This window comes from Halomonas sp. KX33721, from assembly GCF_001596805.1.
Lineage (GTDB): Bacteria > Pseudomonadota > Gammaproteobacteria > Pseudomonadales > Halomonadaceae > Vreelandella > Vreelandella aquamarina.
This window is the reverse complement of record NZ_LVIA01000032.1, coordinates 64,054-89,838: the sequence shown is the minus strand read 5'-3', so window position 1 is coordinate 89,838 and position 25,785 is coordinate 64,054. Positions and strand designations below refer to the sequence as shown.

26 protein-coding genes and 1 pseudogene are annotated in these 25,785 nt (G+C 55.5%); 22 read left to right on the top strand and 5 right to left on the bottom strand.

Features of this window, described 5'->3' with window-relative positions; genetic code table 11:
* The 15 genes from leuD to A3220_RS12365 all read left to right on the top strand — a co-directional run bounded on the left by leuD (position 1) and on the right by A3220_RS12365 (position 15,642).
* Positions 1 to 648 (top strand): 3-isopropylmalate dehydratase small subunit, encoded by a 648-nt coding sequence (gene leuD, locus A3220_RS12430; RefSeq protein WP_062375081.1) that lies wholly within the window; start codon positions 1 to 3, stop codon positions 646 to 648.
* Positions 649 to 800: 152 nt separating this feature from the next.
* Positions 801 to 1,886, top strand: coding sequence for a 3-isopropylmalate dehydrogenase (gene leuB, locus A3220_RS12425; RefSeq protein ID WP_058578074.1), 1,086 nt, complete (start codon positions 801 to 803; stop codon positions 1,884 to 1,886).
* 133 nt (positions 1,887 to 2,019) lie between these two features.
* Positions 2,020 to 3,132 (top strand): aspartate-semialdehyde dehydrogenase, encoded by a 1,113-nt coding sequence (gene asd, locus A3220_RS12420; protein WP_062375079.1) that lies wholly within the window; start codon positions 2,020 to 2,022, stop codon positions 3,130 to 3,132.
* Positions 3,133 to 3,362: 230 nt separating this feature from the next.
* The gene (locus A3220_RS12415) at positions 3,363 to 5,276 is read left to right on the top strand and encodes a FimV/HubP family polar landmark protein (RefSeq protein ID WP_062375078.1); all 1,914 of its coding nucleotides are present in this window, start codon (positions 3,363 to 3,365) and stop codon (positions 5,274 to 5,276) included.
* Between the two features lie 30 nt (positions 5,277 to 5,306).
* Entirely contained in the window at positions 5,307 to 6,245 is a 939-nt protein-coding gene (gene truA / locus A3220_RS12410; protein WP_062360413.1) for a tRNA pseudouridine(38-40) synthase TruA, read from the top strand.
* Positions 6,242 to 6,877 carry a phosphoribosylanthranilate isomerase gene (locus A3220_RS12405; protein ID WP_062375076.1) on the top strand — a complete coding sequence of 212 codons (636 nt, stop codon included), beginning with the start codon at positions 6,242 to 6,244 and terminating at the stop codon, positions 6,875 to 6,877. The genes truA and A3220_RS12405 overlap by 4 nt, the downstream gene beginning before the upstream one ends.
* A 109-nt stretch (positions 6,878 to 6,986) precedes the next feature.
* On the top strand, positions 6,987 to 8,225 hold the full coding sequence (gene trpB / locus A3220_RS12400; protein ID WP_054644957.1) for a tryptophan synthase subunit beta: 1,239 nt from the start codon (positions 6,987 to 6,989) through the stop codon (positions 8,223 to 8,225).
* Between the two features lie 8 nt (positions 8,226 to 8,233).
* Positions 8,234 to 9,037, top strand: coding sequence for a tryptophan synthase subunit alpha (gene trpA / locus A3220_RS12395; RefSeq protein WP_054640833.1), 804 nt, complete (start codon positions 8,234 to 8,236; stop codon positions 9,035 to 9,037).
* A gap of 92 nt (positions 9,038 to 9,129) precedes the next feature.
* A complete protein-coding gene (gene accD / locus A3220_RS12390; RefSeq protein WP_044628331.1) occupies positions 9,130 to 10,128 on the top strand; it encodes an acetyl-CoA carboxylase, carboxyltransferase subunit beta in 999 nt (332 codons plus the stop codon).
* Complete coding sequence (locus A3220_RS18330; RefSeq protein WP_354702740.1) at positions 10,121 to 10,300, top strand: hypothetical protein; 180 nt, start codon at positions 10,121 to 10,123, stop codon at positions 10,298 to 10,300. The genes accD and A3220_RS18330 overlap by 8 nt, the downstream gene beginning before the upstream one ends.
* Entirely contained in the window at positions 10,297 to 11,412 is a 1,116-nt protein-coding gene (locus tag A3220_RS12385; RefSeq protein ID WP_354702739.1) for a bifunctional tetrahydrofolate synthase/dihydrofolate synthase, read from the top strand. The genes A3220_RS18330 and A3220_RS12385 overlap by 4 nt, the downstream gene beginning before the upstream one ends.
* Before the next feature lie 17 nt (positions 11,413 to 11,429).
* Positions 11,430 to 12,125, top strand: a complete 696-nt coding sequence (locus A3220_RS12380) for an SPOR domain-containing protein (protein ID WP_054640834.1) — start codon at positions 11,430 to 11,432, stop codon at positions 12,123 to 12,125.
* Between the two features lie 2 nt (positions 12,126 to 12,127).
* Positions 12,128 to 12,706, top strand: coding sequence for a CvpA family protein (locus A3220_RS12375; RefSeq protein ID WP_044628328.1), 579 nt, complete (start codon positions 12,128 to 12,130; stop codon positions 12,704 to 12,706).
* 114 nt (positions 12,707 to 12,820) lie between these two features.
* Positions 12,821 to 14,341 (top strand): amidophosphoribosyltransferase, encoded by a 1,521-nt coding sequence (purF, locus tag A3220_RS12370; RefSeq protein WP_044628327.1) that lies wholly within the window; start codon positions 12,821 to 12,823, stop codon positions 14,339 to 14,341.
* Between the two features lie 101 nt (positions 14,342 to 14,442).
* Complete coding sequence (locus A3220_RS12365; protein ID WP_062360411.1) at positions 14,443 to 15,642, top strand: O-succinylhomoserine sulfhydrylase; 1,200 nt, start codon at positions 14,443 to 14,445, stop codon at positions 15,640 to 15,642.
* 100 nt (positions 15,643 to 15,742) lie between these two features.
* Here the strand turns inward: A3220_RS12365 and A3220_RS12360 are convergent, their stop codons facing one another.
* Positions 15,743 to 16,021, bottom strand: coding sequence for a hypothetical protein (locus tag A3220_RS12360; protein WP_044628325.1), 279 nt, complete (start codon positions 16,019 to 16,021; stop codon positions 15,743 to 15,745).
* Positions 16,022 to 16,355: 334 nt separating this feature from the next.
* On the opposite strand from A3220_RS12360, the gene A3220_RS12355 reads away from it, so the two are divergent.
* The 3 genes from A3220_RS12355 (at position 16,356) to A3220_RS12345 (ending at position 19,025) form a co-directional block, all read left to right on the top strand.
* Positions 16,356 to 16,913, top strand: a complete 558-nt coding sequence (locus A3220_RS12355; protein WP_062360409.1) for a cytochrome b — start codon at positions 16,356 to 16,358, stop codon at positions 16,911 to 16,913.
* An 87-nt stretch (positions 16,914 to 17,000) separates the two neighbouring features.
* On the top strand, positions 17,001 to 17,585 hold the full coding sequence (locus A3220_RS12350; protein ID WP_044628323.1) for a YceI family protein: 585 nt from the start codon (positions 17,001 to 17,003) through the stop codon (positions 17,583 to 17,585).
* Between the two features lie 93 nt (positions 17,586 to 17,678).
* Positions 17,679 to 19,025, top strand: coding sequence for an MATE family efflux transporter (locus A3220_RS12345; RefSeq protein ID WP_082051399.1), 1,347 nt, complete (start codon positions 17,679 to 17,681; stop codon positions 19,023 to 19,025).
* 1 nt (position 19,026) lies between these two features.
* Here the strand turns inward: A3220_RS12345 and A3220_RS16980 are convergent.
* From A3220_RS16980 to A3220_RS12330, 4 genes and pseudogenes are all read right to left on the bottom strand, one after another.
* Positions 19,027 to 19,200: pseudogene (locus A3220_RS16980) on the bottom strand (NCS2 family permease); the annotation flags it as partial.
* 129 nt (positions 19,201 to 19,329) lie between these two features.
* Positions 19,330 to 20,520, bottom strand: coding sequence for an amino acid aminotransferase (locus A3220_RS12340; protein ID WP_054644959.1), 1,191 nt, complete (start codon positions 20,518 to 20,520; stop codon positions 19,330 to 19,332).
* Positions 20,521 to 20,859: a 4a-hydroxytetrahydrobiopterin dehydratase gene (locus A3220_RS12335; RefSeq protein ID WP_044628320.1), complete on the bottom strand. Its 339-nt coding sequence runs from the start codon at positions 20,857 to 20,859 to the stop codon at positions 20,521 to 20,523.
* Between the two features lie 29 nt (positions 20,860 to 20,888).
* Positions 20,889 to 21,800, bottom strand: a complete 912-nt coding sequence (locus A3220_RS12330; RefSeq protein WP_054644960.1) for a GGDEF domain-containing protein — start codon at positions 21,798 to 21,800, stop codon at positions 20,889 to 20,891.
* A 242-nt stretch (positions 21,801 to 22,042) separates the two neighbouring features.
* On the opposite strand from A3220_RS12330, the gene cobA reads away from it, so the two are divergent.
* From cobA to dcd, 4 genes are all read left to right on the top strand, one after another.
* Positions 22,043 to 22,903 (top strand): uroporphyrinogen-III C-methyltransferase, encoded by an 861-nt coding sequence (gene cobA / locus A3220_RS12325; protein ID WP_083602205.1) that lies wholly within the window; start codon positions 22,043 to 22,045, stop codon positions 22,901 to 22,903.
* Between the two features lie 146 nt (positions 22,904 to 23,049).
* Entirely contained in the window at positions 23,050 to 24,216 is a 1,167-nt protein-coding gene (locus A3220_RS12320; protein WP_062375074.1) for a hypothetical protein, read from the top strand.
* A 149-nt stretch (positions 24,217 to 24,365) separates the two neighbouring features.
* Positions 24,366 to 25,169 carry an iron-sulfur cluster carrier protein ApbC gene (apbC, locus tag A3220_RS12315; protein WP_074210513.1) on the top strand — a complete coding sequence of 268 codons (804 nt, stop codon included), beginning with the start codon at positions 24,366 to 24,368 and terminating at the stop codon, positions 25,167 to 25,169.
* 11 nt (positions 25,170 to 25,180) lie between these two features.
* The gene (dcd, locus tag A3220_RS12310; protein WP_044628317.1) at positions 25,181 to 25,747 is read left to right on the top strand and encodes a dCTP deaminase; all 567 of its coding nucleotides are present in this window, start codon (positions 25,181 to 25,183) and stop codon (positions 25,745 to 25,747) included.
* Positions 25,748 to 25,785 lie beyond the last annotated feature (38 nt).

Sequence of the window (25,785 nt, the reverse complement as noted above, 5' to 3'; positions counted from 1 at the left end):
ATGAAAAAGTTCGAACGTTTTGAAGGCGTGGTTGCGCCGTTAGATCGCGCTAACGTCGACACCGACTTGATCATTCCCAAGCAGTTTTTGAAGTCCATCAAGCGCACGGGCTTTGGCGTCAACCTGTTTGACGAGCTGCGCTACCTGGATGAAGGCCAGCCGGGGCAAGACTGCTCGAAGCGCCCGCTGAATCCGGATTTCGTATTGAACCAGCCGCGTTACCAGGGCGCTGAGGTACTGCTGGCGCGCCGTAACTTCGGTTGCGGTAGTTCCCGCGAACACGCGCCTTGGGCGCTGGAAGATTTCGGTTTTAAAGTCGTGATTGCCCCGAGCTTTGCCGATATTTTCTACAACAACGCCTTCAAGAACGGCATTCTGCTGATCACCCTGGCGGAAGAGGAAGTGGATCGCCTGTTTGCTGAAGTAGAGGCCAACGAGGGTTATCAGTTAGATATCGACCTTGAGCACCAGCGGGTGATCACGCCCAGCGGCGAAATTCTGGAGTTTGAGGTGGACGCATTCCGCAAGCACTGCCTGCTGAATGGCTTGGACGATATTGGCATCACCCTGCAAGACGAAGACGCTATTCGTAGCTTTGAAGAGAAGCATCGCCAGCAGCGCCCGTGGCTGTTCCGCCAGCCAGCTTAGCGTCCACTCACCGAGTAATGGCAAGGGCAAGTCTATGCGAGGGTCTTTTGCCATGGATGGCAAAAGTAGCGCCCAGGGAGGGGTTCACAGCGCCCTCGCAGAGAGTTGCCATGGGCTATGAATATCTAAATTATCAGTGCTAAGGATTGAGCATGACTCATAAAGTGTTACTGCTGCCCGGTGATGGTATCGGCCCGGAAATCGCGGCTCAGGCGGCGCGGTTATTGAAAGCCTGCCAAGAGGCGGGCTTGGATATCGAGGTAGAAGAGGGCTTGGTGGGCGGTTCCGCTTACGATGTCCACGGCGAGCCGCTGCCCGCTGAAACACTGGAAAAAGCCAAAGCCGCCAGCGCCATTCTGCTGGGTGCGGTGGGTGGCCCCAAGTGGGATAAACTCGAAGACCTTTCCAAGCGCCCTGAAAAAGGCCTGCTGGGGCTGCGTAAGAATCTCGGTCTGTTCGGCAACCTTCGCCCGGCCATGCTCTACCCGCAGCTAGCCAGCGCTTCCAGCCTAAAGCCGGAGTTGGTGGCGGGCTTGGATATCATGATCGTGCGGGAACTGACCGGAGGCATATACTTCGGGCAGCCGCGCGGTATCGAAGAGCGTAACGGTGAGCGTGTTGGTTTCAACACCTATGTCTACTCCGAAAGCGAAATCGAGCGCATTGGCCGCGTCGCCTTTGAGATGGCCCAGAAGCGGGGCAAAAAGCTCTGCTCGGTGGACAAGGCCAACGTGCTGGAAGTGACGATTCTGTGGCGTGAGGTCATGGAGCGGCTGGCGCCGGAGTACCCGGATGTCGAGCTGTCCCACATGTACGTGGACAACGCTGCCATGCAGCTGGTGCGCGCGCCGAAGCAGTTCGATGTGGTGGTCACCGGCAACATGTTTGGCGACATTCTCTCCGATGCCGCTGCCATGCTGACAGGTTCCATTGGCATGCTGCCGTCTGCCTCGCTCAACGAGAGCGGTCAGGGCATGTACGAACCTTGCCATGGCAGCGCGCCGGATATCGCGGGCCAAAACATCGCCAACCCGCTGGCCATGATGCTCTCCGTGGCGATGATGCTGCGTTACTCGCTCAATGAAACGGCGATGGCCGAGCGTATCGAAGCCGCCGTGGGTAGCGTGTTGGACGATGGCTTGCGTACCGCCGATATCGCCTCTGAAGGCATGAAGCGCGTCTCGACGGTTGAGATGGGGGACGCCGTACTCGCGGCGTTCGAGCATTATCAAGCATAAAGCGAGCTTGCTAACTAACTGATTCGCCTTGTTGCTTTGTAAACAGACCGCGTCGGCCGCCCTCAGGGGTGGCCGACGTCGTGTCTGATATGTGTGTATAATATAGGTCTCATTCTTAGTTGGAGGACTTCACATGTTGAAAGTCGGTTTCGTGGGATGGCGTGGCATGGTTGGCTCGGTGCTGATGCAGCGCATGCAGGAAGATGGTGATTTTAACGGCATTGAGCCGATCTTTTTCACCACTTCTCAAGTTGGCCAGCCCGGCCCCGACATCGGCGTGGACGTGCCTCCGCTGAAAGATGCGTTTGCACTGGATGACCTGAAAGCGCTGGACGTGATCATCACCTGTCAGGGCGGTGACTACACCCAGAAGGTCTACGGCGACCTGCGCAGCGGCGGTTGGCAAGGCTACTGGATCGATGCCGCCAGCACCCTGCGGATGGAAGACGAAGCCACCATCATCCTCGACCCGGTGAACCGCAAGGTCATCGATGCGCAGCTGGCGAAAGGTGCCAAAACCTTCGTTGGTGGCAACTGTACCGTTAGCTTGATGCTGATGGGCTTAGGCGGCCTGTTTGAAGCCGATATGGTCGAGTGGATGACCTCCATGACCTACCAAGCGGCGTCTGGCTCCGGTGCCAAGCACATGCGTGAACTGCTGAACCAGATGGGCCAGCTGCGCGACAGCGTTTCCAGCGAGCTGGCCGACCCGGCAAGCGCGATTCTGGACATCGACCGCAAAGTGACGGCAGCCATGCGCAGCGGTGATTTCCCCACAGACAACTTCGCTGCGCCGTTAGCAGGCAGCCTTTTGCCGTGGATCGACACCAAGTTGGATAGCGGCCAGAGCCGTGAAGAGTGGAAGGGTAGCGTCGAGACCAACAAGATTCTGGGTCTTGAGAACAACCCGATTCCCATTGATGGCCTCTGCGTACGTATTGGTGCTATGCGCTCTCACAGCCAGGCGTTCACCATCAAGCTGAAGCAAGATGTGCCGCTGGATGAGATTGAAGAACGTATTGCCAAGCATAACGAGTGGGTCAAGCTGATCCCCAACGACAAAGACGCCACCATTGCGGGCCTAACGCCTGCGGCTGCCACTGGCACGCTGCAAGTGCCGGTAGGCCGCCTGCGTAAGCTGAAAATGGGCGGTGAATACCTTTCAGCGTTCAGCGTGGGTGACCAGCTGCTGTGGGGTGCTGCTGAGCCGCTCAAGCGCATGCTGAAAATTCTGCGTGAGCAGTAAGCGGTCGCGAAACACCGGCGTTTAATCGCTAGCTAAAAATGGGAAGCTGTTCGCAGCTTCCCATTTTTTTGCCGTGACTTATGTTTCTAATCCGTCACTTCATGCAAATGTATGCGTTGAACATAACGCCATGATAAATACGCTATGATGAGAACGAACTAACTTATCTCGTCGCAACAGAATGAAGGTGTTGCATCGTGGCAGTGAATCGCAGGCAGTAGGGGCCCTACATGAAAAAGAAGCTGGCATGGTGGTTGTGGTTGCCACTGAGCGCTGTTAGCCCGTTGGCTTTAGCGGTTGGGCTTGGGCAAGCCACCGTGAATTCTCCGCTGCAATCGCCGCTAGATGCCACCGTGCCGCTGGTCGATGCCGCCGGTGTGGCGCTAGACGATGTACGCGTGGAAATTGCAAATGAAGCTGCCTTTAACGCGCTGGGCTTAGAGTGGACGCCGCTGGTCGCCAGCGTGCGCGCTGAATTACAGCATATGCCCGGTGGCCCACAGTTGGTGCTGCGTTCTGAGCAAGCGGTGAGCGAGCCATGGTTGGATCTCTTGGTCACCATCACTACGCCTGAAGGGCGGCGTACGGAAGCGATTATGCTGCTGTTTGACCCGCCCAATATGGTGAATGTACGCAGTCCATCGCGTGAGCAGCAGAAAATTGCTCTACCCAATCGCCAGTCTGCCGCTTCTGCAGCCCCAGGCGTGCCAAGCGGCGGTAGCACTTCCACAGCGAATAACACCGCTTATGTGGCAAGTGGCGATACGCTGTGGAGTGTGGCCGACCGGATTAAGCCCGATAATGCTAGCGTACAGCAGATGATAGTGGCGCTGGTGGATGCAAATCCGAGCGTTTTTCCCTCTGGCAATATCAATAGCCTGCGCGCTGGCCAAACGTTGGCGGTGCCGAGCCGGGAGCAGGTGATGGCGCGCTCACCCGGTGAGGCAGCGCGTGCGGTACAAGCAATGCGGCGGACAAGTCAATCGCCGCCTGCCGAAGCGGCGGCAGAAATCCCGCAGGAAGAGCCGGATCAGGCCACCGGTGATAGCGCTTCTGTCGCGGAGTCAGCGGCAGAGCCACTTGACGCTGAGCAGGCGCAAAATCCTGAAAATGCGCTGGCTGGCCTTACTTTAGATGACGTCATAGAGCAGCTGGCCGAAAGCCAAGCCATGCTCCAACAAGTGCTTGAAGAGCGAGCCCAGCTGCGTATAGAGCTGGCTGAGCTACGCCAGGAGGTTGCTGCGTTAACCGAGGCACTGAATGCCTCTCAGCAGGAGAGCCGCGCGGCTAATGCCGTCGCAACGGGGCTTTCGGTAGGCGCAGGGCGTGAGCAAGGCCAGGGCGCTTCACCTGAACCTACTGCCAATCAGGGGAGTGTGTTAGCGCCGCTGGCTGAGTATCGGTGGCCGCTAGCCAGTGCTGCCCTCGTGCTGTTGTTGGCAGGGTTAGTCTGGTCGCGCAAGCGCCGAGAGCGTCAGTGGGAAGATGCTCCGGTAACCGAACGTTCTGTAACGCCTCCGCCGGCGTCTGCTGCGACAGCCTCAGGGCGCACGGAGCCGCATGTCGCGGAGCCTGCCCATGCTGCCCCTTTTGAATCACAGGCTGCTGAGCCAGAGCTGGAGACCGCAGCGTTTGATGAAGCGCCGGTAATGAAGCCCGGCATGGCTGCGCCAAATGAGGAGCCGCCAACGGTTAGTGACAGCGAAGCACCAAAAGAGTGGGAAGCGGACGACGATGACGTGTTTACACGCAGCCAGGCATCGGGATTAGCGGCACAGCGCCAGCAGCATAAACCGGATAGCCAAGATCAGGTATCGCTAGCGCCTTCGACGGCGAAACAGGAAGCCAGTGCGCTCGATGATTTATCCCATGCCGATGAGCAGGAAAGCCCGAAGGAGGGCGTGGAGGACGAGGTGTCGCCGCCTGATGAGGATCAGCGCTCTCAGCCCCTGGATTACTACATTGACTATAACCCCCCATCGCTAAAACAAGAGGAAACGGGTGAGGAGGGCGCGTATAACGATGGGCTGAACAGTGGCACGACGACCCCGTCTAAGAGCGCGAATCACACGCGGCGAGTGCCCAAAGAGGAGTGGGAAATCGAAGAGGTGGCATTCGAGCCGCGACGTCGGGATAATAGCTAACCTTCAAAATCCTCTAAATGACGTGGCTCGATGACGCTGTTCTACCACTTTGATGAGACACAACCGCTGGCTGGCCGTTTGGCGATGGGCGTTGAGTACGATGGCTCACGCTTTTGCGGCTTCCAGCGTTTAAAGCATGCGGCCTCTGTCCAGCAGGCCATCGAGGATGCGTTAGCCAAGGTGGCTGGCGCGCCGGTGCGTATCCATGCCAGTGGGCGCACAGATTCAGGCGTACACGCCACTCGCCAAGTGATTCACTTCGACCCTCCGGTTCAGCGCACCGAAAAGGCCTGGATCTTTGGCGCCAATACCAATCTACCCAGAGACGTGGCCGTGCGCTGGGTGAAGCCGGTTTCCGACGATTTTCACTCCCGCCTGGGGGCGCTGGGGCGCCGCTATCGCTATATTTTCTTGAACCAAATTAGCCGCCCGGTGTTAGAGCGCGCTAACGTGACCTGGTGCCGTGACCCACTGGATGCCGATGCCATGCACCGTGCTGCCCAGGCGTTGGTTGGCGAGCATGACTTCAGTAGTTTTCGCGCCGCCGGTTGTCAGTCGAAAACCCCCTGGCGGCAAATGCACTTTGTGGAAGTGAAGCGTCACGGCCCGCTGGTGGTCATCGATATTCAAGGCAACGCCTTTTTGCACCACATGATTCGCAATATTGCAGGAGCCTTGGCAAGCGTTGGGCGCGGCGTGCAGGACGAAGGGCATATTGAGCGCCTGCTGGCGCTGAAAAACCGCCGTAAAGGGGATGTGACGGCGCCTGCCTGCGGCTTGCATTTTGTCGACTCCATCTACGATGAGCGTTTCGAGCTACCCAAAGAGCCGCTAGGCCCGAATCTACTCGCCTTTACTGGGGAGTGGACCGGAGAGCGCGTATTGCCGGAAAGCCCTCGGGTGGCCGCAAGGCGACGGCTGACGTTCTCCAAGCAAGCGAAACCCGAGCAGCAGGAGACTTCCTCATGAGCCAGCTGATGACACGCACGCGTATCAAGTTTTGTGGGCTCACTCGCCCGGAAGATATCGCCAAAGCGGTGGCATTGGGTGTCGATGCGCTAGGTTTTGTGATGTGGCCGAAAAGTAGCCGCAGCATTACCCCTGAGGCCCTGCGGATACTTGCCGTACAGGTGCCTGCGTTTGTGACCCGCGTGGGGCTATTTGTGAACCAGCCTGCCGAGCTGATTGAGCAGTGTCTGCCGCATTTAGATCTTATTCAGTTCCACGGCGATGAGTCGGCGGCGTTTTGCCAACAGTTTGGGCGACCCTGGATTAAAGCGCTGCGCATGCGTGATGACATCGACCTACACGAGGCGGCAAAAGAGTACGCGGCGGCGCAAGCGCTGCTGTTAGATGCCTACCGCCCGGGCGTGCCGGGTGGAACTGGCGAGACCTTTGATTGGTCTAGAATCCCCGCAACCTTGGAAAAACCTGTTATCCTCGCGGGTGGGCTAACAGCCAATAATATTGCCGCCGCGGTGACTCAGGTAGCGCCGTATGCGGTTGATGTTTCAGGCGGTATTGAGGCATCCCCCGGTGTTAAAGAGGCCGAGTTAATGGCCGCTTTTGTTCGTCATGTGGCGCAGGCCAATACGCATTAAGCGTTACCACCTGCGTGCACTCAGAATTACGATGCGTGGCTCACCGCGAACGTGGGCGCGCTAGACGTTTGTTCATTCATTTTTGCCTTTTCTGGCGATCTTGTGAGGTATGCCTGTGACTGTCTCAGCAACTGAAACCAAGTTCAGCGACCTGACCCGAATGCCGGATGCCCGTGGTCATTTTGGCCCCTACGGCGGCCGGTTTGTGTCAGAAACCTTAAGCTTTGCCCTGGAAGAGTTGGAGCAGATTTATCTGAGTTTGCGTGATGATCCGGATTTTCAGGCCGAGTTTGATCGTGACTTGGCTCACTACGTGGGCCGTCCATCTCCGCTTTATCATGCAAAGCGCTGGTCGGAGTCGTTAGGCGGCGCGCAAATCTGGCTGAAGCGGGAAGACCTCAACCACACGGGCGCTCATAAGGTTAATAACACCATTGGTCAGGCGCTGTTGGCGAAAAAGACCGGCAAGCCGCGCGTGATTGCTGAAACCGGTGCTGGCCAGCACGGCGTTGCCACAGCCACTGTAGCCGCCCGCTTGGGCCTTGAGTGCGATGTCTATATGGGGGCTGCCGATGTGCAGCGCCAGAAGCTCAACGTTTACCGCATGCGTCTGCTGGGTGCCCGGGTTATCCCGGTGGAGTCTGGCACCCGTACGCTCAAAGACGCCATGAACGAAGCCCTGCGCGACTGGGTAACGAACGTGGACAATACCTTCTACATCATTGGCACCGTGGCGGGTCCGCACCCATATCCGCAGTTGGTGCGTGATTTCAATGCCGTGGTGGGCCGCGAAGCCCGTCGCCAGTCACTAGAGCAAATCGGCCGTTTACCCGATGCGCTGGTCGCCTGCGTGGGCGGTGGCTCCAACGCGCTGGGTCTCTTCTATCCGTTTGTAGAGGATGATGCAGTGGCCATGTACGGCGTAGAAGCCGGTGGCGACGGGGTAGAGACAGGCCGTCACGCCGCACCGCTCTCATCTAACGCGCCGCGTGGCGTGCTGCACGGAAACCGAACTTACCTGATGTCGGATGAGGCGGGGCAGGTGTCGGATACGCACTCTATTTCTGCAGGCCTGGATTATCCCGGCGTTGGCCCCGAACACGCGCTGTGGAAAGACGTGGGCCGGGTTAACTATGTAGCCGCGAACGATAAAGAGGTGCTGGAAGCTTTCCGTGAGCTGACCCACATGGAGGGCATTATGCCCGCTTTGGAGTCTGCCCATGCGTTGGCCCATGCCAAGGTGCTGGCTCCCACCATGCGCCCGGATCAGCATATTGTGGTGAACCTCTCGGGTCGTGGTGATAAAGACATCATGACCGTTGCGAAAATCGACGGCATCGAGTTTTAAGGGCTAGCATGAATCGTATTGACCAGCGTTTTTCAGAGTTAAAGCAGCAGGGGCGTAAAGCCCTGATCCCTTACATCACCGCAGGCGACCCGGCACCGCAGTATACTGTTGGCTTTATGCATGCCTTGGTAGACGCGGGCGCTGATGTGATTGAGCTTGGCGTGCCGTTTTCAGATCCCATGGCCGATGGCCCGGTGATCCAGAAAGCCTGTGAGCGGGCGCTGAAGCAGGGCACTCGCTTGGTGGACCTGCTGGAAATGGTGGCCGAGTTTCGCCAAACCGACACCACGACGCCCATCGTCTTGATGGGCTATCTCAACCCTATCGAGCGCATCGGCTACGAGGTGTTTGCCGATAAAGCCGCGAGTGTTGGGGTGGATGGTGTGCTGGTAGTTGATATGCCACCAGAAGAAGCCGATGAGTTCGGCCCGCTGCTGAAGGCACGTGGCTTGGCAGCGATTTTCCTCGTTGCGCCTACCACTTCCCATGCCCGTGCCGCTACAATATGCGCCCACGGTGAGGGCTACCTTTACTATGTTTCGCTAAAAGGTGTCACTGGTGCGGCAACGCTGAACGCTGAAGACGTTGCCGAGCACCTTGCGCCACTGCGTGATATGACCGATTTACCGCTTTGCGTTGGTTTTGGTATTCGCGATGGTGTGACGGCTGCCGAAGTGGCAAAAGTTGCCGACGGCGTGATTGTGGGCAGTGCACTGGTTAACCGTATTGCCGATAGCGTCGATGCGCCTGAAACGATCGCCGGGCAGTTAAAAAGCGTGCTGGCAGAAATGCGCACCGCGATGGACGCCTAAGCGCGTTCCCTCATCGTCTACACTGAATTGATTGACGACACTCATCAGGCTTGGCGCTGCCAAGCCTTGACGTACACGGAAGCCTTTTTGATATGAGCTGGTTAGACAAGATCGTGCCCTCCATGGGGCGTATCCAGCGTAAAGACCGTCGTGCCAGCGTGCCCGATGGTCTCTGGCGTAAATGTCCCAAGTGTGAAGCCGTTCTCTACCTGCCTGAATTAGAGAAACATCACAGCGTATGCCCCAAGTGTGAGCATCATTTACGCTTAACGGCGCGCAAACGCTTGGACTGGTTCCTGGATAAACAGGGGCGCGAAGAGATCGCGGCAGAGATTGAGCCGAATGATCGCCTCAAATTCCGCGACTCCAAGAAGTACAAAGACCGCCTGACCGCAGCGCAAAAAGAGACTGGCGAGAAAGACGCGCTGGTGGCGATGCGCGGCGAGCTGGATGGCCTGCCGATCGTTGCTGTGGCGTTTGAGTTCACCTTTATGGGTGGTTCTATGGGCGCTGTGGTGGGTGAGAAATTTGTACGTGCCGCCACCATCGCTCTGGAAGAGGGCATTCCGTTGGTCTGCTTTGCTGCCTCGGGTGGTGCGCGTATGCAGGAAGCGCTGTTCTCGCTGATGCAGATGGCGAAAACCTCAGCGGCCCTTGAGAAACTCAAGCAGGCGGGCGTGCCCTATATTTCGGTGCTGACTGACCCCGTGTTTGGTGGTGTTTCGGCTTCCTTGGCGATGTTGGGCGACCTAAATATTGCCGAGCCCAACGCGCTAATTGGTTTTGCTGGCCCCCGTGTTATTGAGCAAACCGTGCGTGAAACGCTGCCGGAAGGCTTCCAGCGCAGTGAGTTCCTGCTAGAGCACGGCACGGTGGACATGATTGTTCACCGCCACGATATGCGTGCCCGCGTGGGTGGCGTGCTGCGTAAGCTGACACATCAAAGCGCTAACCCGGCTGAAGGTGATCTGCCTGAAGCTGAGGTGGTTGAGCCGGTGGCCAATGAAGAGCAGCTAGCGGAAGCGGCAGAGACATCTGCTCAAGCGGATTCTCGTCACGCGACGAGCGATGACGCTTCACGCAATGCCTAATACCTTAGCCGAATGGCTTCATCACCTTGAAACCCTGCATCCCGTAGGGATCGATATGGGGCTGGAGCGTGTTTCTCTGGTGGCCAAGCGTATGGGGTTGCTAGAGCGCGCCATTGCGAAACAGGTCATCACGGTAGCAGGTACCAATGGCAAGGGGTCTACCCTTGCATGATAGATGCTGTCGCTCGTGCCCACGGGTTACGGGCGGGTACTTATACCTCTCCGCACCTGCTGCGTTACAACGAACGCGTGACGGTGGATGGCCGGGAAGCCAGCGATCAGCGTTTGGTGGAAGGCTTTCAGCAAGTAGAAAACGCCCGTTTACAAGAGCCTTCAATTAGCCTCACGTATTTCGAAGCTGGCACGTTGTGTGCGCTGTGGTGCTTGGCTAATGCCGCATTGGATATTGCGATTCTGGAAGTGGGGCTGGGCGGCCGTTTAGACGCGGTGAATATTATTGACGCGGACGTGGCTATCGTGACCACGATTGCGCTTGATCACGCGAATTTTCTAGGCAACGATCTTGAACAGATCGGGCGAGAAAAGGCGGGTATTTTTCGCCCGCTAAAACCCGCTGTGCTAGGTAGCCAGTCGCTTCCGCCAAGCGTGTTGGAATCAGCAATAGCGATAGCAGCCCATAGCTACGCACTAGGCACCGCCTTCAGTCATAGCGCTGGTGAGACGGTAGGCAACCCCTGGTGCTGGCATGGCCTTAATGCCGATGGCAGTACACTTTCGCTGGATGGTTTACCAGACCCTGGATTGCCACTTGATAATGCCGCCACGGCGCTTCAAGCGCTGGCCTTAGCGGGTGTCACTTTGCAGTTAAACACGGTGCGCAAAGCGCTGCGTACGGTAACGCTCTCCGGGCGAATGCAGTGGGTAGGGCAGTGGTGTTTGGACGTAGGGCATAACCCTCATGCGGCACACTACGTGGCCCGCCGTTTGCCCGCACCACCCAAAGGGGGTCGTCAGTGGGCGTTGATTGGTATGCTTAACGACAAAGATGCCGACGGTGTGATTCAGGCGCTTTTGCCAAGTATCACGGACTGGGTGTGCGTTACCCTTGAAGGTGAGCGTGGCCGTTCTGCAGACGAGTTAGCCAAACGTATTACGTCGCTGGGCGGACACGTGTATTATTGCGCCGACTCCCCCGCAGCGGGGGTTGCCAAGCTTGCCAAGCAGCTAGCCCCAGAGGACCGCGTGCTGGCCACCGGCTCATTCTTCACGGTAGCTGAGTTACTGGCCATGCCACTGCCGCAAGCAGCGCCGCGGGCACGCTAAGCTTGATGGAGAGGGATATGAAATACGGTAAAACGGAACGCATTAGTGGCATCGTGATACTGCTGGCGCTACTGGCCATCGTTGTCCCTTGGTTGATGAGCGACCCCGCACCTCGGGAAGAGCGCCCTCAGCCCACCTTTGTGATCGAACAGCCTGTGGATGTGGAGCGTCAAGATGTGCCCGTGCCTGACATGCCTGACACCATTGATACACCTGCACCGTCGTCACCTGTCCTTACCGATGAAGCGCTGGATGAGCCGATAGAGGAAATACCTCGGGCGCCACAAACAGATCAAGTAGCGAGCTCTAGTTCTGATGAAGGTTCATCGTCGCAAACCGCTGCTGCCGAGCCTAGCCAACAAGCGCCTTCGCAGCCCAGCCGTGAACCGGATTCTCCGCCGCAAGAAGACCCCATTGCCGCGCTGGTCGCAGCGAATGAGAGCCGTAATAGCAGTGCCTCCGTAGCACCCTCTGCTCAGCAGCAGGGCGAGTGGGCAGTCCAGGTGGGCAGTTTTGGTGATACCGCCAACGCCCAGCGTATTAGCGACCAGCTAAGCGGTGAAGGTTTTAGCGTGTTTCAGCGCGCCCGTGATAACAATCTGACTACTGTATTAGTAGGCCCTTACGCCACGTCTGAGGATGGTGAGGCAGCGATGGCGCTTATCAAACAGCGTATTAATGTGCAGGGTTTGCTTGTTCGAGTAAGAGATTAACGATGGCATTGACCTGGATTGATGCGCTGTTTTTAGCCGTTCTTGGGCTTTCGATGCTGGCGGGCTTTGTGCGCGGTTTCGTGCGCGAGTCGCTTGGCTTAGCTGCTTGGGTCGTTGCGTTAATGGTCGCACGTGTTTTGGCGGAGCCCGTTGCAGAGTTAATGAGCGGCTTTATTGAGAGCTTTGATGCACGCTTAGTGCTGGCATTTGCTCTGGTGATTTTTGCCGTCATTCTGTTATGTGGCATTGTTATTCGCGTGGTGCATGCGGCCGTTGAATGGGTTGGCATGGGGTTGTTGAATCGATTTGCAGGTGCTGCCTTTGGGATAGCCCGCGGGGCGGTGATTCTGTTAGTGGCTACTGTGTTGATTACCCTAACGCCGCTGGCTGAGCTCCAGGCTTGGCAGCAAGCATCGTTACGGCCAACCTTTATTGAGCTTCGCGATTGGGCGGTCAGCCAGCTAGACCAATGGGAGCGGGAGCTGCCGACACCGCCTGAGTCGCTGCGCGATATTTCGCTACCTGAACTGCGTCGCCCACAGCCGACGCTACCCTCCAGCAGCGCCCCTGAAGTTGAGTAACGGGAACTGCCAGAAAATTCTCCGCTGGTGCTGCTTCCAGCGCCAGTGCTTGTCAGTTTGATGAACGTACGGGCTTGCGTCAGTAAGCCATGGTATTAAAGCGAGGTAACTGGAATGTGCGGTATAGTGGGCCTTCTGGCCAAGCAGGCAGTAAATCAGGGAATCTACGATGCCCTGACCGTACTTCAGCATCGGGGCCAAGACGCTGCCGGAATGATGACTTGGAACGAGGGGCGCTTCCTACTGCGCAAGAGTAACGGCTTAGTTCGTGACGTCTTCCATACTCGCCACATGGCACGCCTGAAAGGCAACCTGGGCATTGGTCATGTTCGCTATCCGACAGCTGGCTCCTCCAGTGAGGCAGAATCACAGCCTTTCTACGTTAACTCTCCTTACGGCATTGCGCTGGCCCACAACGGTAACCTGACCAACTCAGAGCAGTTGAAGCAGGAGCTGTTCTCCACGGATCTTCGCCACATCAATACCAGCTCCGACTCTGAAGTGCTGCTGAATGTGTTCGCCCACGAACTGGGCAAACAGGGACTGCACCTGGAAGCTGAGGATATTTTCGATGCGGTTCGTAGAGTGCACCGGCGCTGCAAAGGCGGCTACGCGGCGGTCGCGATTATTAATGGGTTTGGTATGGTGGCGTTCCGTGACCCCCACGGCATTCGTCCGGTGGTGTTTGGTACCCGTCAGGATGCTGATGGCCAAGAGGTGATGATTGCCTCTGAGTCGGTGGCCCTGGACGTGGGTGGCTTCGAGCTGGAACGCGACCTTGGCCCCGGCGAAGCGATTTTTGTTGATATGCAGGGGCAAGTACACACCCAGGTATGTGCAGATCGCCCACAGCTACGCTCGTGCATTTTTGAGCATGTTTATCTGGCGCGTCCTGACTCTATCCTGGACGGTGCTTACGTTTACGGCACGCGGATGCAGATGGGTCGTAAGCTGGGTGATCGCATCTTGAGCGAGTGGCCGGATCACGATATCGATGTGGTTATTCCAATTCCCGATACCTCGCGTACTTCCGCTCTAGAGATGGCTCAGCATCTCGGCGTGACCTACCGCGAAGGCTTTATGAAGAACCGCTACATTGGCCGTACCTTTATTATGCCGGGTCAAACCCAGCGTAAAAAATCGGTACGCCAAAAGCTGAACGCCATTGATGTGGAGTTCAAAGGCAAGAATGTACTGCTAGTGGATGACTCCATCGTACGAGGTACCACCTGCAAACAGATTATTCAGATGGCGCGAGATGCTGGTGCGCGTAAGGTTTACTTTGCCTCTGCCGCGCCGCCCGTTCGCTACCCCAACGTTTATGGGATTGATATGCCTGCGGCGTCTGAGCTGATCGCCCATGGTCGTACTGAAGAGGAAGTTGGGCAGCTGATCGGTGCCGACCGCATCTTCTATCAGGATCTGGAAGATCTAAAAGACGCCTGCCGCGAAGTAAATCCTGACATGGAAGCCTTCGACTGTTCAGTATTTGACGGTAACTACGTCACTGGCGACATTGACGATGCGTATTTGGCCGTCTTGGAAGCCAGCCGTAACGATGCAGTAAAAGATCAGAGCGCGGGTGACCACGCGCTGGTCGATATGCATAATCAAGACGACGATCTGGACGATTAAGTGTCACGCTACCTGCGGTGCCCAAGTGGCCCGCAGGAGAAATGTGTATGTGGTGCAATAATTAGCATTTTGAAATCGCGTTTGGAATAAGGGGCTCTGCCATGCACGAAGATAGCCATCAGGATGAGTGGTCGCTTGAGACGCTTGCTATTCGCGCGGGCCACCACCGCACGTTTGAGCAGGAGCACTCGGAACCCATTTTTCCCACATCAAGCTTTGTGTACGAGAGTGCTGCCGAGGCGGCACGCAAGTTTGGTGGTAAAGAGCCAGGCAATGTTTACTCGCGCTTTACGAACCCTACCGTACATACTTTCGAGCGCCGTCTAGCGGCGCTTGAAGGTGGTGAACGCTGCGTGGCGACTAGCTCTGGCATGTCAGCCATTCTCTCAACGGCGCTGGCACTGCTTTCAGCAGGCGATGAGATTGTGGCGTCTCGTTCGCTATTTGGCTCCACGGTCAGCCTGTTTGATAAGTATCTGGGCAAGTTCGGTATCACAACGCGCTATGTGGAGCTTTCCAACTTGGCCGCGTGGGAAGAGGCGATCAGCCCTAAGACTAAGCTGCTGTTTGCTGAAACGCCTTCAAACCCGCTTTCCGAAGTGGCGGATATCCCTGCGCTGGCGGCGCTCGCCAAGCGTAGCGGTGCACTGCTCGCCATTGATAACTGCTTTTTGACCCCCGCACTGCAAAAGCCTATCGCGCTAGGTGCGGACTTGGTCATTCACTCTGCCACGAAATATCTGGATGGTCAGGGACGCGCAGTAGGCGGAGCCGTGGTAGGCAAGCATGACGTGATGGAAGAAGTTTTTGGTGTCGTGCGCACCTGTGGACCTTGCATGAGCCCGTTTAATGCGTGGATTTTCACCAAAGGCTTGGAAACCCTCTCACTGCGTATGAAAGCGCACTGTGAAAACGCACTGGCACTGGCGCTCTGGCTAGATCAGCATCCGGCCGTCAATCGCGTCTACTACAGCGGGCTGGAAGCACATCCTCAACATGTGTTAGCGAAACAGCAGCAGCAGGGCTTTGGTGCGGTGCTCGGTTTTGAGGTGAAAGGTGGGCAAGAGGGCGCTTGGCAGGTCATTGATGCCACGCGGATGCTTTCCATTACCGGGAACTTAGGTGATGTAAAAACCACTATTACTCATCCGGCAACCACCACGCATGGCCGTCTCTCGGACGCACAGAAAGCGGCGGCAGGCATTTCGCCGGGCTTGGTTCGTGTGGCCGTTGGGCTTGAAAGTCAGGAAGATATTCAGCGTGACTTGGCACGAGGCCTAGATGTACTAGCCGCCCAGTAAGGAACATTGGTTCAAGCTAAATAAAAAACCCACCGTGAGGTGGGTTTTTGTCATCTAAGGAGCTAAGCGTTTCTGCGTTGGACAGCAGCGCTTACCTGTCTTAGGAGGCGTTGCGATGCGGCAGGTCAGACTGCGCAATCTGGTCATTGTTGCTGTTTGAGTGACGCGCTTCAGAGCTAGGCTCGATAACGGTGTTTTTAGCAGCATCACCGTTTACACGCGTCAGATCAGCGGGCGTCAGGTTTAAGCTTTCTGTGCTGTGGTTCACAGAAGAGCTGGCCTGAACGATTTCATTGAGCTCAGCAGAGCCTTGTTCGGCTAGAGCCGCTGTAGAGGTCAATGTTAGGGCGATAGCGGAAATAAGGGTCAATTTTTTCATGGGTCATACTCTCTATAGATAGTGGATTCGTTTAAAAGCGTTGTGATGTGTCGTGTCAGAAAGTGCGCTAATAATAAGTGCGCTAAACAAATAGTAAAATTGATTAAAATTGCTGGGTTTGTTCGATTTTTTAAACTTTCGTCTAAGATGCTAGGCTTGGAACATGTCGTGGAGAATTTGTGAAGAAGCATCAGAGTCATTAGCGACATAACCAATGGTTTTTACGAACGATGTATTCTGCTTTTTTCAGCAGAGTTTTTGCCGGTGAAACGGTATGCTCATTACGAAACGAGCGGGCAGACCCTTGCGGGCAGTTTTATATGGGGAATCAAGGATGTTGCGGAACACACGCAGCGGTTGGGGTGTCATTAGTATTCTTTTTCACTGGCTCAGTGCCCTGGCGATCATTGGGTTGTTTATTTTGGGCTGGTGGATGACCGGATTGGGTTATTACGATCCTTGGTATAACCAAGGCCCCTGGGTTCATCGCTCGATAGGTATTTTGTTACTACTGGCGACCGTAGGCCGCTTAATATGGCGTTTTGCTCAGCCCACGCCTGCGGGAGAAGGCAGCCGCTTAGAGCAAGCTGCTGCTCACCTGGGCCATATAGCGCTTTATGTACTATTACTGCTTGTGCTGACCAGTGGCTATTTGATTTCCACAGCGAATGGCCGCGGTATTAGCGTGTTTGGATGGTTTGAGATTCCTGCGGTGCTGTACGATCTGCCGAATCAGGCAAGCCTTGCGGGGGAGGTTCATTGGTATAGCGCGATTGCGCTAATGCTGTTGGCGGGTGGTCATGCCCTGGCAGCGTTAGTACATCACTACCGGTATCGTCATACAACGCTGAGTCGGATGGTAAACCCCCGCTATAGCCGAACCAGCCTCTGATTGCTGGGTGACAATTTTTGAACGCTGTCGGGTAAGGTAGAGGCAATGCCGACAGTGCCCATAAAGGAAAGAAAGGAGATGGAAATAATGATGAAGAAAAGCGTAATGGCAGTAGCCGTAGCGGCAGCGGCGATGGTTCCTTTGAGCCAAGCACAGGCAGCGGACTACCAGATTGATACGGAAGGCCAGCACGCCTTCGTTCAATTCAAAATTAACCACCTGGGCTTCTCCTACATCCTGGGCAGCTTTGAAGAGTTTGACGGCCAGTTCTCTTACGATGCTGACGATCTGGACGCTTCTTCTGTCGAAATGGAAGTTCAAATTGATAGTCTGACCAGTAATCATGCTGAGCGTGACCGTCACATCTTGAGTGGTGACTTCCTGAATGCCAGCGAATTCCCCACGGCGACGTTTACTTCTACCGGTTTTGAATCTACCGGCGACAATGAAGGCGTTGTGACCGGTGAGCTAACGCTGCATGGTCAGACTCAAGTGATCGAAATGCCGGTAACCCTGATGGGCGAAGGTGAAGACCCCTGGGGCAATTACCGTGCAGGTTTTGAAGGCAGCACGATGCTTACCCTCGGCGATTTCGGTATTAACATGAGCGATTTCCCGGAAGTTATGCACGAAGTTGAGCTGTACGTGACGTTTGAAGGTATTCGCCAGTAAGCGATACGGTTTAAAAACGCCGCCACCCTAACGGGTGGTGGCGTTTTTTTTGCGTTTAGTATTCCTACATTTATGATGTTAAGGAGTCAGTTTTTGGCAGCTGTCATGCAACAACGCGAGTTGGCGATAACCCTATGGCGGCAAACGTGGCCGATGGCCATTGGTGTGCTGGCGCTATTGGGTTTTCAGCTTGTGGATAGTGCGTTTATCGCACGTTTAGGCACTGCGCCGCTGGCGGCTCAGTCGTTTACCTTTCCTCTGTCGTTTTTGATCATTGGTATACAAGTGGGAATGGGCATTGCCATCGCCGCGCTGATTTCCAGAGCATTAGGAGCAGGAGAGCAGGCGAGGGCCAAGCGGCTCTCAAGTCTAGTGCTGATTGCTGGTGGGGCGGTGATTGCCGTACTGGCAGTGGCGTTATGGCTGCTTCAGGTGCCGCTCTTTCAGCTGTTGGGGGCGGACGAAACGGCGCTGACGTATATTCGTACCTACTGGGGGCCTCAGCTATTTTCTGCCTGGTTAGGGGCGCTGCTTTACTTTATGTATAGCGTTTTTCGTGCTCACGGTGATACACGCATGCCCGGCAAGATGATGGTGCTCAGTAGCCTGATCAACCTAGCGCTCGATCCGCTGTTTATTTTTGGTGTAGGTGGCTGGGAAGGTTGGGGGCTTCCGGGGGCAGCGTGGGCGACTGCCGTGGCGTTTTCCGTTGGGCTGTTGCTAACAGGGGCTAAATTGCGGCGCTGTCAGTGGGCGACAATGGATGATATTGGGCAAGAAGCTGTGCGCTCATGGCGGCCTTTTACAGGCATTGCCGCTCCCGCGATGGTCAGCCAGTTAATGCCGCCGCTGGCGGCAATGCTTGCCATTGCCGCAGTGGCGGGCTTAGGCGACACCCAAGTAGCGGCGTGGGGGTTAGCGAGTCGCCTTGAGACGCTATCGCTGATGGTGATTCTTGCCATGACCATGTCGTTGCCCCCTTGGCTGGGGCGCTGTTATGGCGCGGGGGATTGGGGGCAAATTCAGCAGCTTATGCGCCTAGCATTAAAAGTGGCCGTGATCTGGCAGCTAAGCCTTGGCGTGCTGCTGGCGTTAGCGTCGCCGTGGGTGGCCATGGCCTTGGCGGGCAATCCAGGGGTGCAGAGTGAACTTGCTCTGCTGATTCGCTTTATGCTGCCAAGCTACGCAGCACTTGGAGTGTGCATGCTGGTCGTATCGGCGGGTAATGCGCTGGGGTGGCCGCTTAGGGCAATGCTGCTTTCTAGTGCGCGGCTGTTTATCTGCTACCTGCCCTGTTTATGGCTAGGGGCAGCGCTATTTGGCTGGACGGGCCTCGCTGCTGGTGCAGCTATCGGCAATTTACTGGCCGGGCTAACGGCCTGGGTCTTGCTGAAGCGTATCCTCTCCCGCCCGCATCGGCAGGCGGGAGCGTCAGGCTAGCTTAGCGTTTATAGGGGGCTTCTTGGAACGAGAAGTACGTAAACAGCAGGGCCATGGCTAAGTAGCCCATCACAAATTCCGGCGCGGCGTTAAAAGCGAGTTTGGGCGCATGCATTAAGCCGACAAACGAGAAGCCTGCGGCTATCACAGCAAACGCGGCTGCTCGTCGGAATTGGCGGCGAACGCGCAATTGTACACAACATTTGCCAAGGGGTTGATAATCTTATGGCTTTTCGAAATAGCCAGTTGTTACCAACAAAAACGCCAGGCGCTTGGCCTGGGCGTGGATAGGGTATGCCGTTGGTTAGTCGTTAACCGAAGCAATGGCTTTGGCGAGGTAGGGCAGATTTTCATGGGAGAAGCCTGCCACGTTCGCGCGGCCAGAGCGCACCATATATATGCCGAACTCGTCGCGCAGACGATCTACCTGTTCGGGCGTGAGGCCGGTGTAAGAGAACATACCGCGCTGCTCGGCAACGCAGGCGTACTTCTCATCGAGACCGTAAGGCTTCAGCGCATCAACGAAGTCACGACGCAGCGTGTTGATCCGGTCACGCATTTCGGTCAGCTCTTCGCGCCACATGGCAGAAAGCTCTGCATCATGCAAAATCTCGCTGACAATCGCACCGCCGTGGGCTGGCGGGTTAGAGTAGTTTTCACGGGCCACAATAGCCACCTGGGAGCGAACGTTCTCCATCTGCTCTGCGTCTTTAGCGACCAGAATTAAGCAGCCTGTGCGCTCACAGTAAATGCCAAAGTTCTTGGAGCAGGAACTGGTGATGATCACTTCATCCAGGTTTTCAGCTAGCAGGCGAACGCCATAGGCGTCTTCATCAAGGCCTTCACCGAAACCTTGGTAAGCGAAGTCGACGAGTGGCAACAAATGGCGCTCTTTCAGTACCGCCAGCACTTCTTGCCACTGCTGTTGAGAAAGATCAAAACCGGTCGGGTTGTGGCAGCAGGCATGCAATACCACTACATCGCCTTCGGGGATCTTTTTCAGCGCGGCCAACATACCATCAAAATCTAAACGGTTGTCGGCATCTACATAGGGGTACTTATGCAGTTCAATGCCTGCAGCGGTGAAAATACCGTGGTGGTTCGGCCAAGTGGGGTCGCTGACCCAAATGCCTTTACCTGGCAGTTGGCTGGCAATAAAGTCGGCTGCCAGACGTAAGGCACCGGTGCCGCCAGGGGACTGGGTAGCGCTGGCGCGGTTGGCTTTTAGCACCGCAGAGTCAGCGCCCAATACCATCGGCAGAACGACATCGCCATAAGCGGGTGCACCGTGGGAGCCAATGTAGGTTTTGGTGGTTTCATTCTTGAGCAGGCGAGCTTCTGCTTCCTTGACGGCGCGCATGACCGGCGTGTTGCCAGCGGCGTCGCGGTATACACCAACACCAAGGTCCACTTTCTGCGGGTTGGTATCTTTTTTGAAAGCTTCGATCAGCCCGAGAATGGCATCTCCAGGGACTCGCTCAATTTGCTCAAACATTTATTCGGCTACCTCGTCGGTTCTGGCGGCAAGAATGAAGTCATTAAGATGCAGGCCGTTTATTTTATGAGACCACCACGTCACCGTGGTTTTGCCCCACTCGGTCACCAATACTGGGTGATGGCCAGCCTGCTCTGCGACATCACCAACACGCTGGCTAAACGCTAGCGCATCAGCAAAATTACGAAACGTAAATTGTCTCGTCAGCTTCATGATGCCATCGTGCTCGATAATCTGCCACTCTGGAAGCGCCTTAAGATGCGCTTGGCATGCGTCATAAGAGAGCGGTATAGCGCTACCGCTGCAGGGTTCGCACTGCGACTGAGCAAGAGATGTCATAGTGTTAGTCTCCAGGGTTGACTTATCTATCAGGGTAGAAGGCAGACACAGTCACGACCAACATCCTTTGCACTATATAACGCTCGATCGGCCCGTTCGATCAGGCTCACCAGTGGCTCTCCGCAACGATATTCAGCCACGCCAATGCTGAGTGTGACGTTACCCTGGCCAATGCCAAAATCGTAGTCTGCAATGGTGTGGCGTAAACGGTCGGCAAGCTTATGGCATTGCTGCAGCGAGGTAAGCGGCAGCACTACCATAAACTCTTCACCTCCTAGCCTTGCCACCATATCTTCACAGCGAAGCAGTGACTGCGTCACATCGGCTAGCTGTGCCAGAACGCTATCACCTTGTAGATGACCCCAGCGGTCGTTGAGCCGTTTGAAGTGGTCGATATCGATCATCATGATCGAAAGCGGCGTACCGTGGCGTGTGCTCAGTGATGTGAGGTGGGTTAATTGCCCCATCAGTTTGCGCCGATTAGGTAGGCCGGTCAGCGGGTCGGTATCGCTTAGTTTGCGCAAGCGAAGCTCTTCCAGCACTTGGTCAGTAATATCCAGCATAATGCCGTTCCAGCGTACCCCCGTCTCCATTGGCTCGGGGTTAGCGCTAACGGCGATCCAGTGCGGTTTTGCTTTAGGAAAGGGCAGCCTGAAACGCGTATTTAGCGGCAGCATCCAGCGCGCGGAGCGCTCAATGGCTGACATCACCTTAGGGTGATTATTACCTGTTAACTGCTCGATTAGTTGGCTTGCATCGGTCGCTAGCTGCTGTCTGTCAACATAAGCAAGCGCCATGCCGCCGCCCTCTAGGTAAGGGAAGTGCATATGGCCGCTATGGGAGCGATAGAATTGAAAAAGCACCCCAGGGATATGTGGAACTAAGGTATCAGCACTTTGAGGAATGGCTGCAGGAGGTACAGGTGCATCATTCACGGGCATGCGTGAATCTCCAATTTTATGCCTGTTGTAATTTTAACCGTGAAGATTAGCGTTAAAATCGCAAACAATATGTAAGCTTTTGCTGACAATTCACCTTTTTTAATATTTTTTGGTAATTAAAAATCTCTCATCTATTCCATTTTTGTTGTTTTGCCGTAAAAATGACAAAGGTTGGGGCGGATTATGCTTTTTATTCTTTTTTGAAATATTAAAAAATAATTTAATTCTATTTGGTGGTCGCTTTGGTTACGCAGAAATTACACACGGGCGCCGTTACGGCAACAGCATCTGAAGCGGCGCCGCGTTCCCAGGGGCGCGTTAGCTTGGTAGGGGCTGGCCCAGGAGACCCTGATTTATTAACGTTAAAGGCTTACAAACGACTTTTGAGTGCGGAAGTCGTGCTGTATGACCGCTTGGTTAGCGATGAAATTTTGGCACTGATACCCGCAGAGACCGCGCGCTACTACGTGGGCAAAGCGCGCTCCTCCCATAGCGTCCCGCAGGAGGATATCAATCAATCGCTGGTAGAGTGGGCTAGGCAAGGAAAGCAGGTGGTACGCCTGAAAGGCGGTGATCCATTTATTTTTGGGCGCGGTGGTGAAGAGCTTGAAACGCTGGTCGCCGCTAATGTGCCCGTTGAGGTAGTGCCTGGCATTACCGCCGCTTCCGGATGTGCAGCTTATGCGGGCATTCCGTTGACGCATCGCGACCATGCGCAGTCGGTGCGGTTTGTGACCGGACATCTTCAGCATGGCGAATTTACCCTAGATTGGCCCACCTTAGCTCAGCCTGGCCAAACGCTGGTGTTTTATATGGGGTTGAGCAATCTCACGTTGATCTGTCAGGAGCTGATTGCTCATGGTTTAAACCCAGCAACACCTCTTGCACTGATTGAGCAAGGCACTACACAACAGCAACGAACCCACATAGGCACACTACAGCATTTGCCGGATGGCTTTTTAGCAGGTGACATTAAGCCACCCACGCTGTTAATAATTGGTAGCGTGGTATCGCTGCACCGGACGCTTTCATGGTTTGAGACTGATAGCGGAACAGCAGTTGGTTTTTCAGAGGGTAAGCATGCGCGTTTAACAGATGGTTGAGCGTTTTGAGAGCCAAGCCGGGTGGCGTTATGTAATTGTCTGTGTATGCTAGTAAAGAGCACTTTTAAAAAACGATCATTCACTTATCGTGCTACTTGCCACTAACGCTGCTAACGCCAGTAGCCAAGCAAAAAGAGGGGCGCAGCATGTCAGAAGAAAACCGTTCAGATCAGTACACGCCAGGCCACAAGCCGGATATGAAAACGCTGTTTAAGGATAACCGGGTCAAAGGTATTGCCGGTATTGCAGCCATTGCGGTGATCTGGGCCATTATGGCGCAATCCAATTCAGGCACCCACCAGGAGCGTGTAGAGGCGCTTGAAGGGCAGCTCGCCAGCGTTGAGCAAGAGAATACTGAGCTCAGCCAGCGCCTGTCGGAAGTAGAGCAGGCCGAAACTGATTTGACCGCGATGCGCGATGAAATGGCGTCTTTAGAGCAGCAGCAAGCAGAGGCAACCGCCAGCCTTGAGTCTGCTCAGGGAGATGTCAGCAGCGTACAGTCTCGTCTTGAAGAGTTAGAAAGCCAGCGTGAAACGCTGCAGCAGGAAGTCACTGCTTTGGAAGAGCAGCTTGCCAGCACCGCAAGCGAGTTGCAGTCGCTGCGTGAAGAGCGTGAGCAAGTGGTAAGTGAGCGCGATGAGGCGGAGGCGTCGCTTCAGCAGGTTGAAGAAGCTCGTCAAAGTGCCGAGGACGCTCGTCAGCAGGCAGAGTCTGCTCGTCAGGAAGCTGAAGAGCAGCGTCAGCAAGCTGTTGAAGAGCTAGGCGCCGCTGAAACCAAGCTAAGCGATCTTGAAGCCCAAGTGACGGATGCCAATGAGCGCTTAGCGACGCTTGAAGAGGAAATTGCTGCCCAGGAGAGCGAGCTGCAAACCTTGCAGGATGAGCGCGATAACGTGGTTGAAGAGCGTGACTCGCTGCAATCAGAAGTGGACTCTTTAACTCAGCTGCGCGAAGAAGAGCAGCAAAGCCTAGAGCAGGTTCGCACTGAAATGGACGACCTGATGGTGGCACTGGATATCGGTCGCGATGAAGTGGCTAAGGTCGAGAGCGATATCGAAACCCGTGAAGAGCAGCTAGCACGTTTAGAAGCGCAGTTGAGCGAGTGGCGCGATGAACTCTCTGCGCTGGATGAGCGTTTAAACGTAGAAGATGCTGCCTCTGGTGAGGTGCCCAGCCTAACGGGTGAACAGCAAAACCAACAAGATCAGCAAAATCAGGAAGGCCAGGACCAAGAAGATAGCGCTGGTGATGACAACAATGCAGAGAGCGAAGATGCCCAAGCGGCTGAAGAGAGCCAGCCAAGCAGCAACTAAGCACGGCGCCGTGGCTTCCGGGGGTTGATAACTCCTTTAGCGGATGTGGGGTGGTTTCCCACATCCGCTTTTGTTTGTTGGTTTAGAAATAGACCGCTGAGGAGTATCATTCACGCCATGTTCACGATAAACAAACAACGGGAGTGCCATTGATGGATGGTGTAAAACATATTGTGGCAGTGGCATCCGGCAAAGGTGGCGTTGGTAAATCCACCGTGACCGTCAATTTAGCGCTGGCGTTGTCTGCACAGGGCTATCGTGTAGGCGTTTTGGATGCAGATATTTATGGCCCCAGCCAGGCACAAATGCTGGGTGTAGAAGAGGGTGTGCGTCCTCAGGCGGCGGCAGATAATAAGTTTCTGCCGTTGGAAGCCCACGGTATTCAGGCCATGTCGATGGCGTTTATGGTTAACACGCGGGATGCCATGGTGTGGCGTGGCCCGATGGTGGTGGGTGCGTTTCAACAAATGCTGACCCAAACTCAGTGGGATAACCTGGATTTTCTGCTGATCGATATGCCGCCGGGCACGGGTGACATCCAGCTAACGCTGGCGCAGAAAGTGCCGGTATCTGGTGCTGTGATCGTCACGACACCGCAGGACATCGCGCTATTGGATGCCCGTAAAGGCATTGAAATGTTCCGCAAAGTGAACGTGCCGGTGCTGGGCGTGGTGGAGAACATGAGCCTGTACCACTGCGAGAAGTGCGGCCATGAAGCCGCGATTTTTGGCACTGGCGGTGGCGATCGTATTGCAGAGGAGTACGACACTACCGTGTTGGGACGTTTGCCGCTGACCCTGTCGATTCGCGAGCTGGCAGATTCTGGACGCCCAAGCGTGGTTTCCGAGCCAGACAGTGCCGTTAGCCGTACCTTTGCCGAGATTGCCAGCCAAGTAGCGCAGTCCGTCAGTGCTAGCCAAAGCGGCGGCCCTACGATTTCTTTTAGCGAGTGATGAAGTAACCGATGAGCATTAAATCAGACAAGTGGATTCGCCGGATGGCGCAAAGCGATGCCATGATCGAGCCTTTCGAGGCAGAGCAGGTACGCTATGTGAACGACCAGCGGGTGATCTCCTATGGCACTTCCAGCTACGGCTACGATGTACGCTGCGCCGATGAGTTTAAGGTATTTACCAACATTCACTCGGCGATTGTTGACCCTAAAGCCTTCGACGACAAAAGCTTTGTCGATGTGAAGGGCGATGTTTGCATCATTCCGCCAAACTCTTTTGCGCTGGCGCGGACGGTGGAGTATTTCCGCATTCCGCGTAATGTGCTGACCATTTGTCTGGGCAAATCCACCTACGCGCGCTGTGGCATCATCGTCAACGTGACGCCGCTGGAGCCTGAGTGGGAAGGACACGTGACGCTGGAATTCTCCAACACCACCAACCTGCCCGCGAAGATCTATGCCCATGAAGGCGTCGCCCAGATGCTCTTCTTGGAGTCGGATGAGGTGTGTGAAACCTCTTATAAAGATAGGGGTGGTAAGTACATGGGCCAACGTGGCGTGACGTTACCGCGTACCTAATACGCCTTCTGTGCTACTAAAAAAGCCTTGCCGCATCA

What these genes read in the sequence shown, in the direction of transcription:
- leuD (WP_062375081.1), top strand. Translation starts at nt 1, where the DNA reads ATGAAAAAGTTCGAACGTTTTGAAGGCGTGGTTGCGCCGTTAGATCGC.
- leuB (WP_058578074.1), top strand. Translation starts at nt 801, where the DNA reads ATGACTCATAAAGTGTTACTGCTGCCCGGTGATGGTATCGGCCCGGAA.
- asd (WP_062375079.1), top strand. Translation starts at nt 2,020, where the DNA reads ATGTTGAAAGTCGGTTTCGTGGGATGGCGTGGCATGGTTGGCTCGGTG.
- A3220_RS12415 (WP_062375078.1), top strand. Translation starts at nt 3,363, where the DNA reads ATGAAAAAGAAGCTGGCATGGTGGTTGTGGTTGCCACTGAGCGCTGTT.
- truA (WP_062360413.1), top strand. Translation starts at nt 5,307, where the DNA reads ATGACGCTGTTCTACCACTTTGATGAGACACAACCGCTGGCTGGCCGT.
- A3220_RS12405 (WP_062375076.1), top strand. Translation starts at nt 6,242, where the DNA reads ATGAGCCAGCTGATGACACGCACGCGTATCAAGTTTTGTGGGCTCACT.
- trpB (WP_054644957.1), top strand. Translation starts at nt 6,987, where the DNA reads ATGCCTGTGACTGTCTCAGCAACTGAAACCAAGTTCAGCGACCTGACC.
- trpA (WP_054640833.1), top strand. Translation starts at nt 8,234, where the DNA reads ATGAATCGTATTGACCAGCGTTTTTCAGAGTTAAAGCAGCAGGGGCGT.
- accD (WP_044628331.1), top strand. Translation starts at nt 9,130, where the DNA reads ATGAGCTGGTTAGACAAGATCGTGCCCTCCATGGGGCGTATCCAGCGT.
- A3220_RS18330 (WP_354702740.1), top strand. Translation starts at nt 10,121, where the DNA reads ATGCCTAATACCTTAGCCGAATGGCTTCATCACCTTGAAACCCTGCAT.
- A3220_RS12385 (WP_354702739.1), top strand. Translation starts at nt 10,297, where the DNA reads ATGATAGATGCTGTCGCTCGTGCCCACGGGTTACGGGCGGGTACTTAT.
- A3220_RS12380 (WP_054640834.1), top strand. Translation starts at nt 11,430, where the DNA reads ATGAAATACGGTAAAACGGAACGCATTAGTGGCATCGTGATACTGCTG.
- A3220_RS12375 (WP_044628328.1), top strand. Translation starts at nt 12,128, where the DNA reads ATGGCATTGACCTGGATTGATGCGCTGTTTTTAGCCGTTCTTGGGCTT.
- purF (WP_044628327.1), top strand. Translation starts at nt 12,821, where the DNA reads ATGTGCGGTATAGTGGGCCTTCTGGCCAAGCAGGCAGTAAATCAGGGA.
- A3220_RS12365 (WP_062360411.1), top strand. Translation starts at nt 14,443, where the DNA reads ATGCACGAAGATAGCCATCAGGATGAGTGGTCGCTTGAGACGCTTGCT.
- A3220_RS12360 (WP_044628325.1), bottom strand. Translation starts at nt 16,021, where the DNA reads ATGAAAAAATTGACCCTTATTTCCGCTATCGCCCTAACATTGACCTCT.
- A3220_RS12355 (WP_062360409.1), top strand. Translation starts at nt 16,356, where the DNA reads ATGTTGCGGAACACACGCAGCGGTTGGGGTGTCATTAGTATTCTTTTT.
- A3220_RS12350 (WP_044628323.1), top strand. Translation starts at nt 17,001, where the DNA reads ATGATGAAGAAAAGCGTAATGGCAGTAGCCGTAGCGGCAGCGGCGATG.
- A3220_RS12340 (WP_054644959.1), bottom strand. Translation starts at nt 20,520, where the DNA reads ATGTTTGAGCAAATTGAGCGAGTCCCTGGAGATGCCATTCTCGGGCTG.
- A3220_RS12335 (WP_044628320.1), bottom strand. Translation starts at nt 20,859, where the DNA reads ATGACATCTCTTGCTCAGTCGCAGTGCGAACCCTGCAGCGGTAGCGCT.
- A3220_RS12330 (WP_054644960.1), bottom strand. Translation starts at nt 21,800, where the DNA reads ATGCCCGTGAATGATGCACCTGTACCTCCTGCAGCCATTCCTCAAAGT.
- A3220_RS12320 (WP_062375074.1), top strand. Translation starts at nt 23,050, where the DNA reads ATGTCAGAAGAAAACCGTTCAGATCAGTACACGCCAGGCCACAAGCCG.
- dcd (WP_044628317.1), top strand. Translation starts at nt 25,181, where the DNA reads ATGAGCATTAAATCAGACAAGTGGATTCGCCGGATGGCGCAAAGCGAT.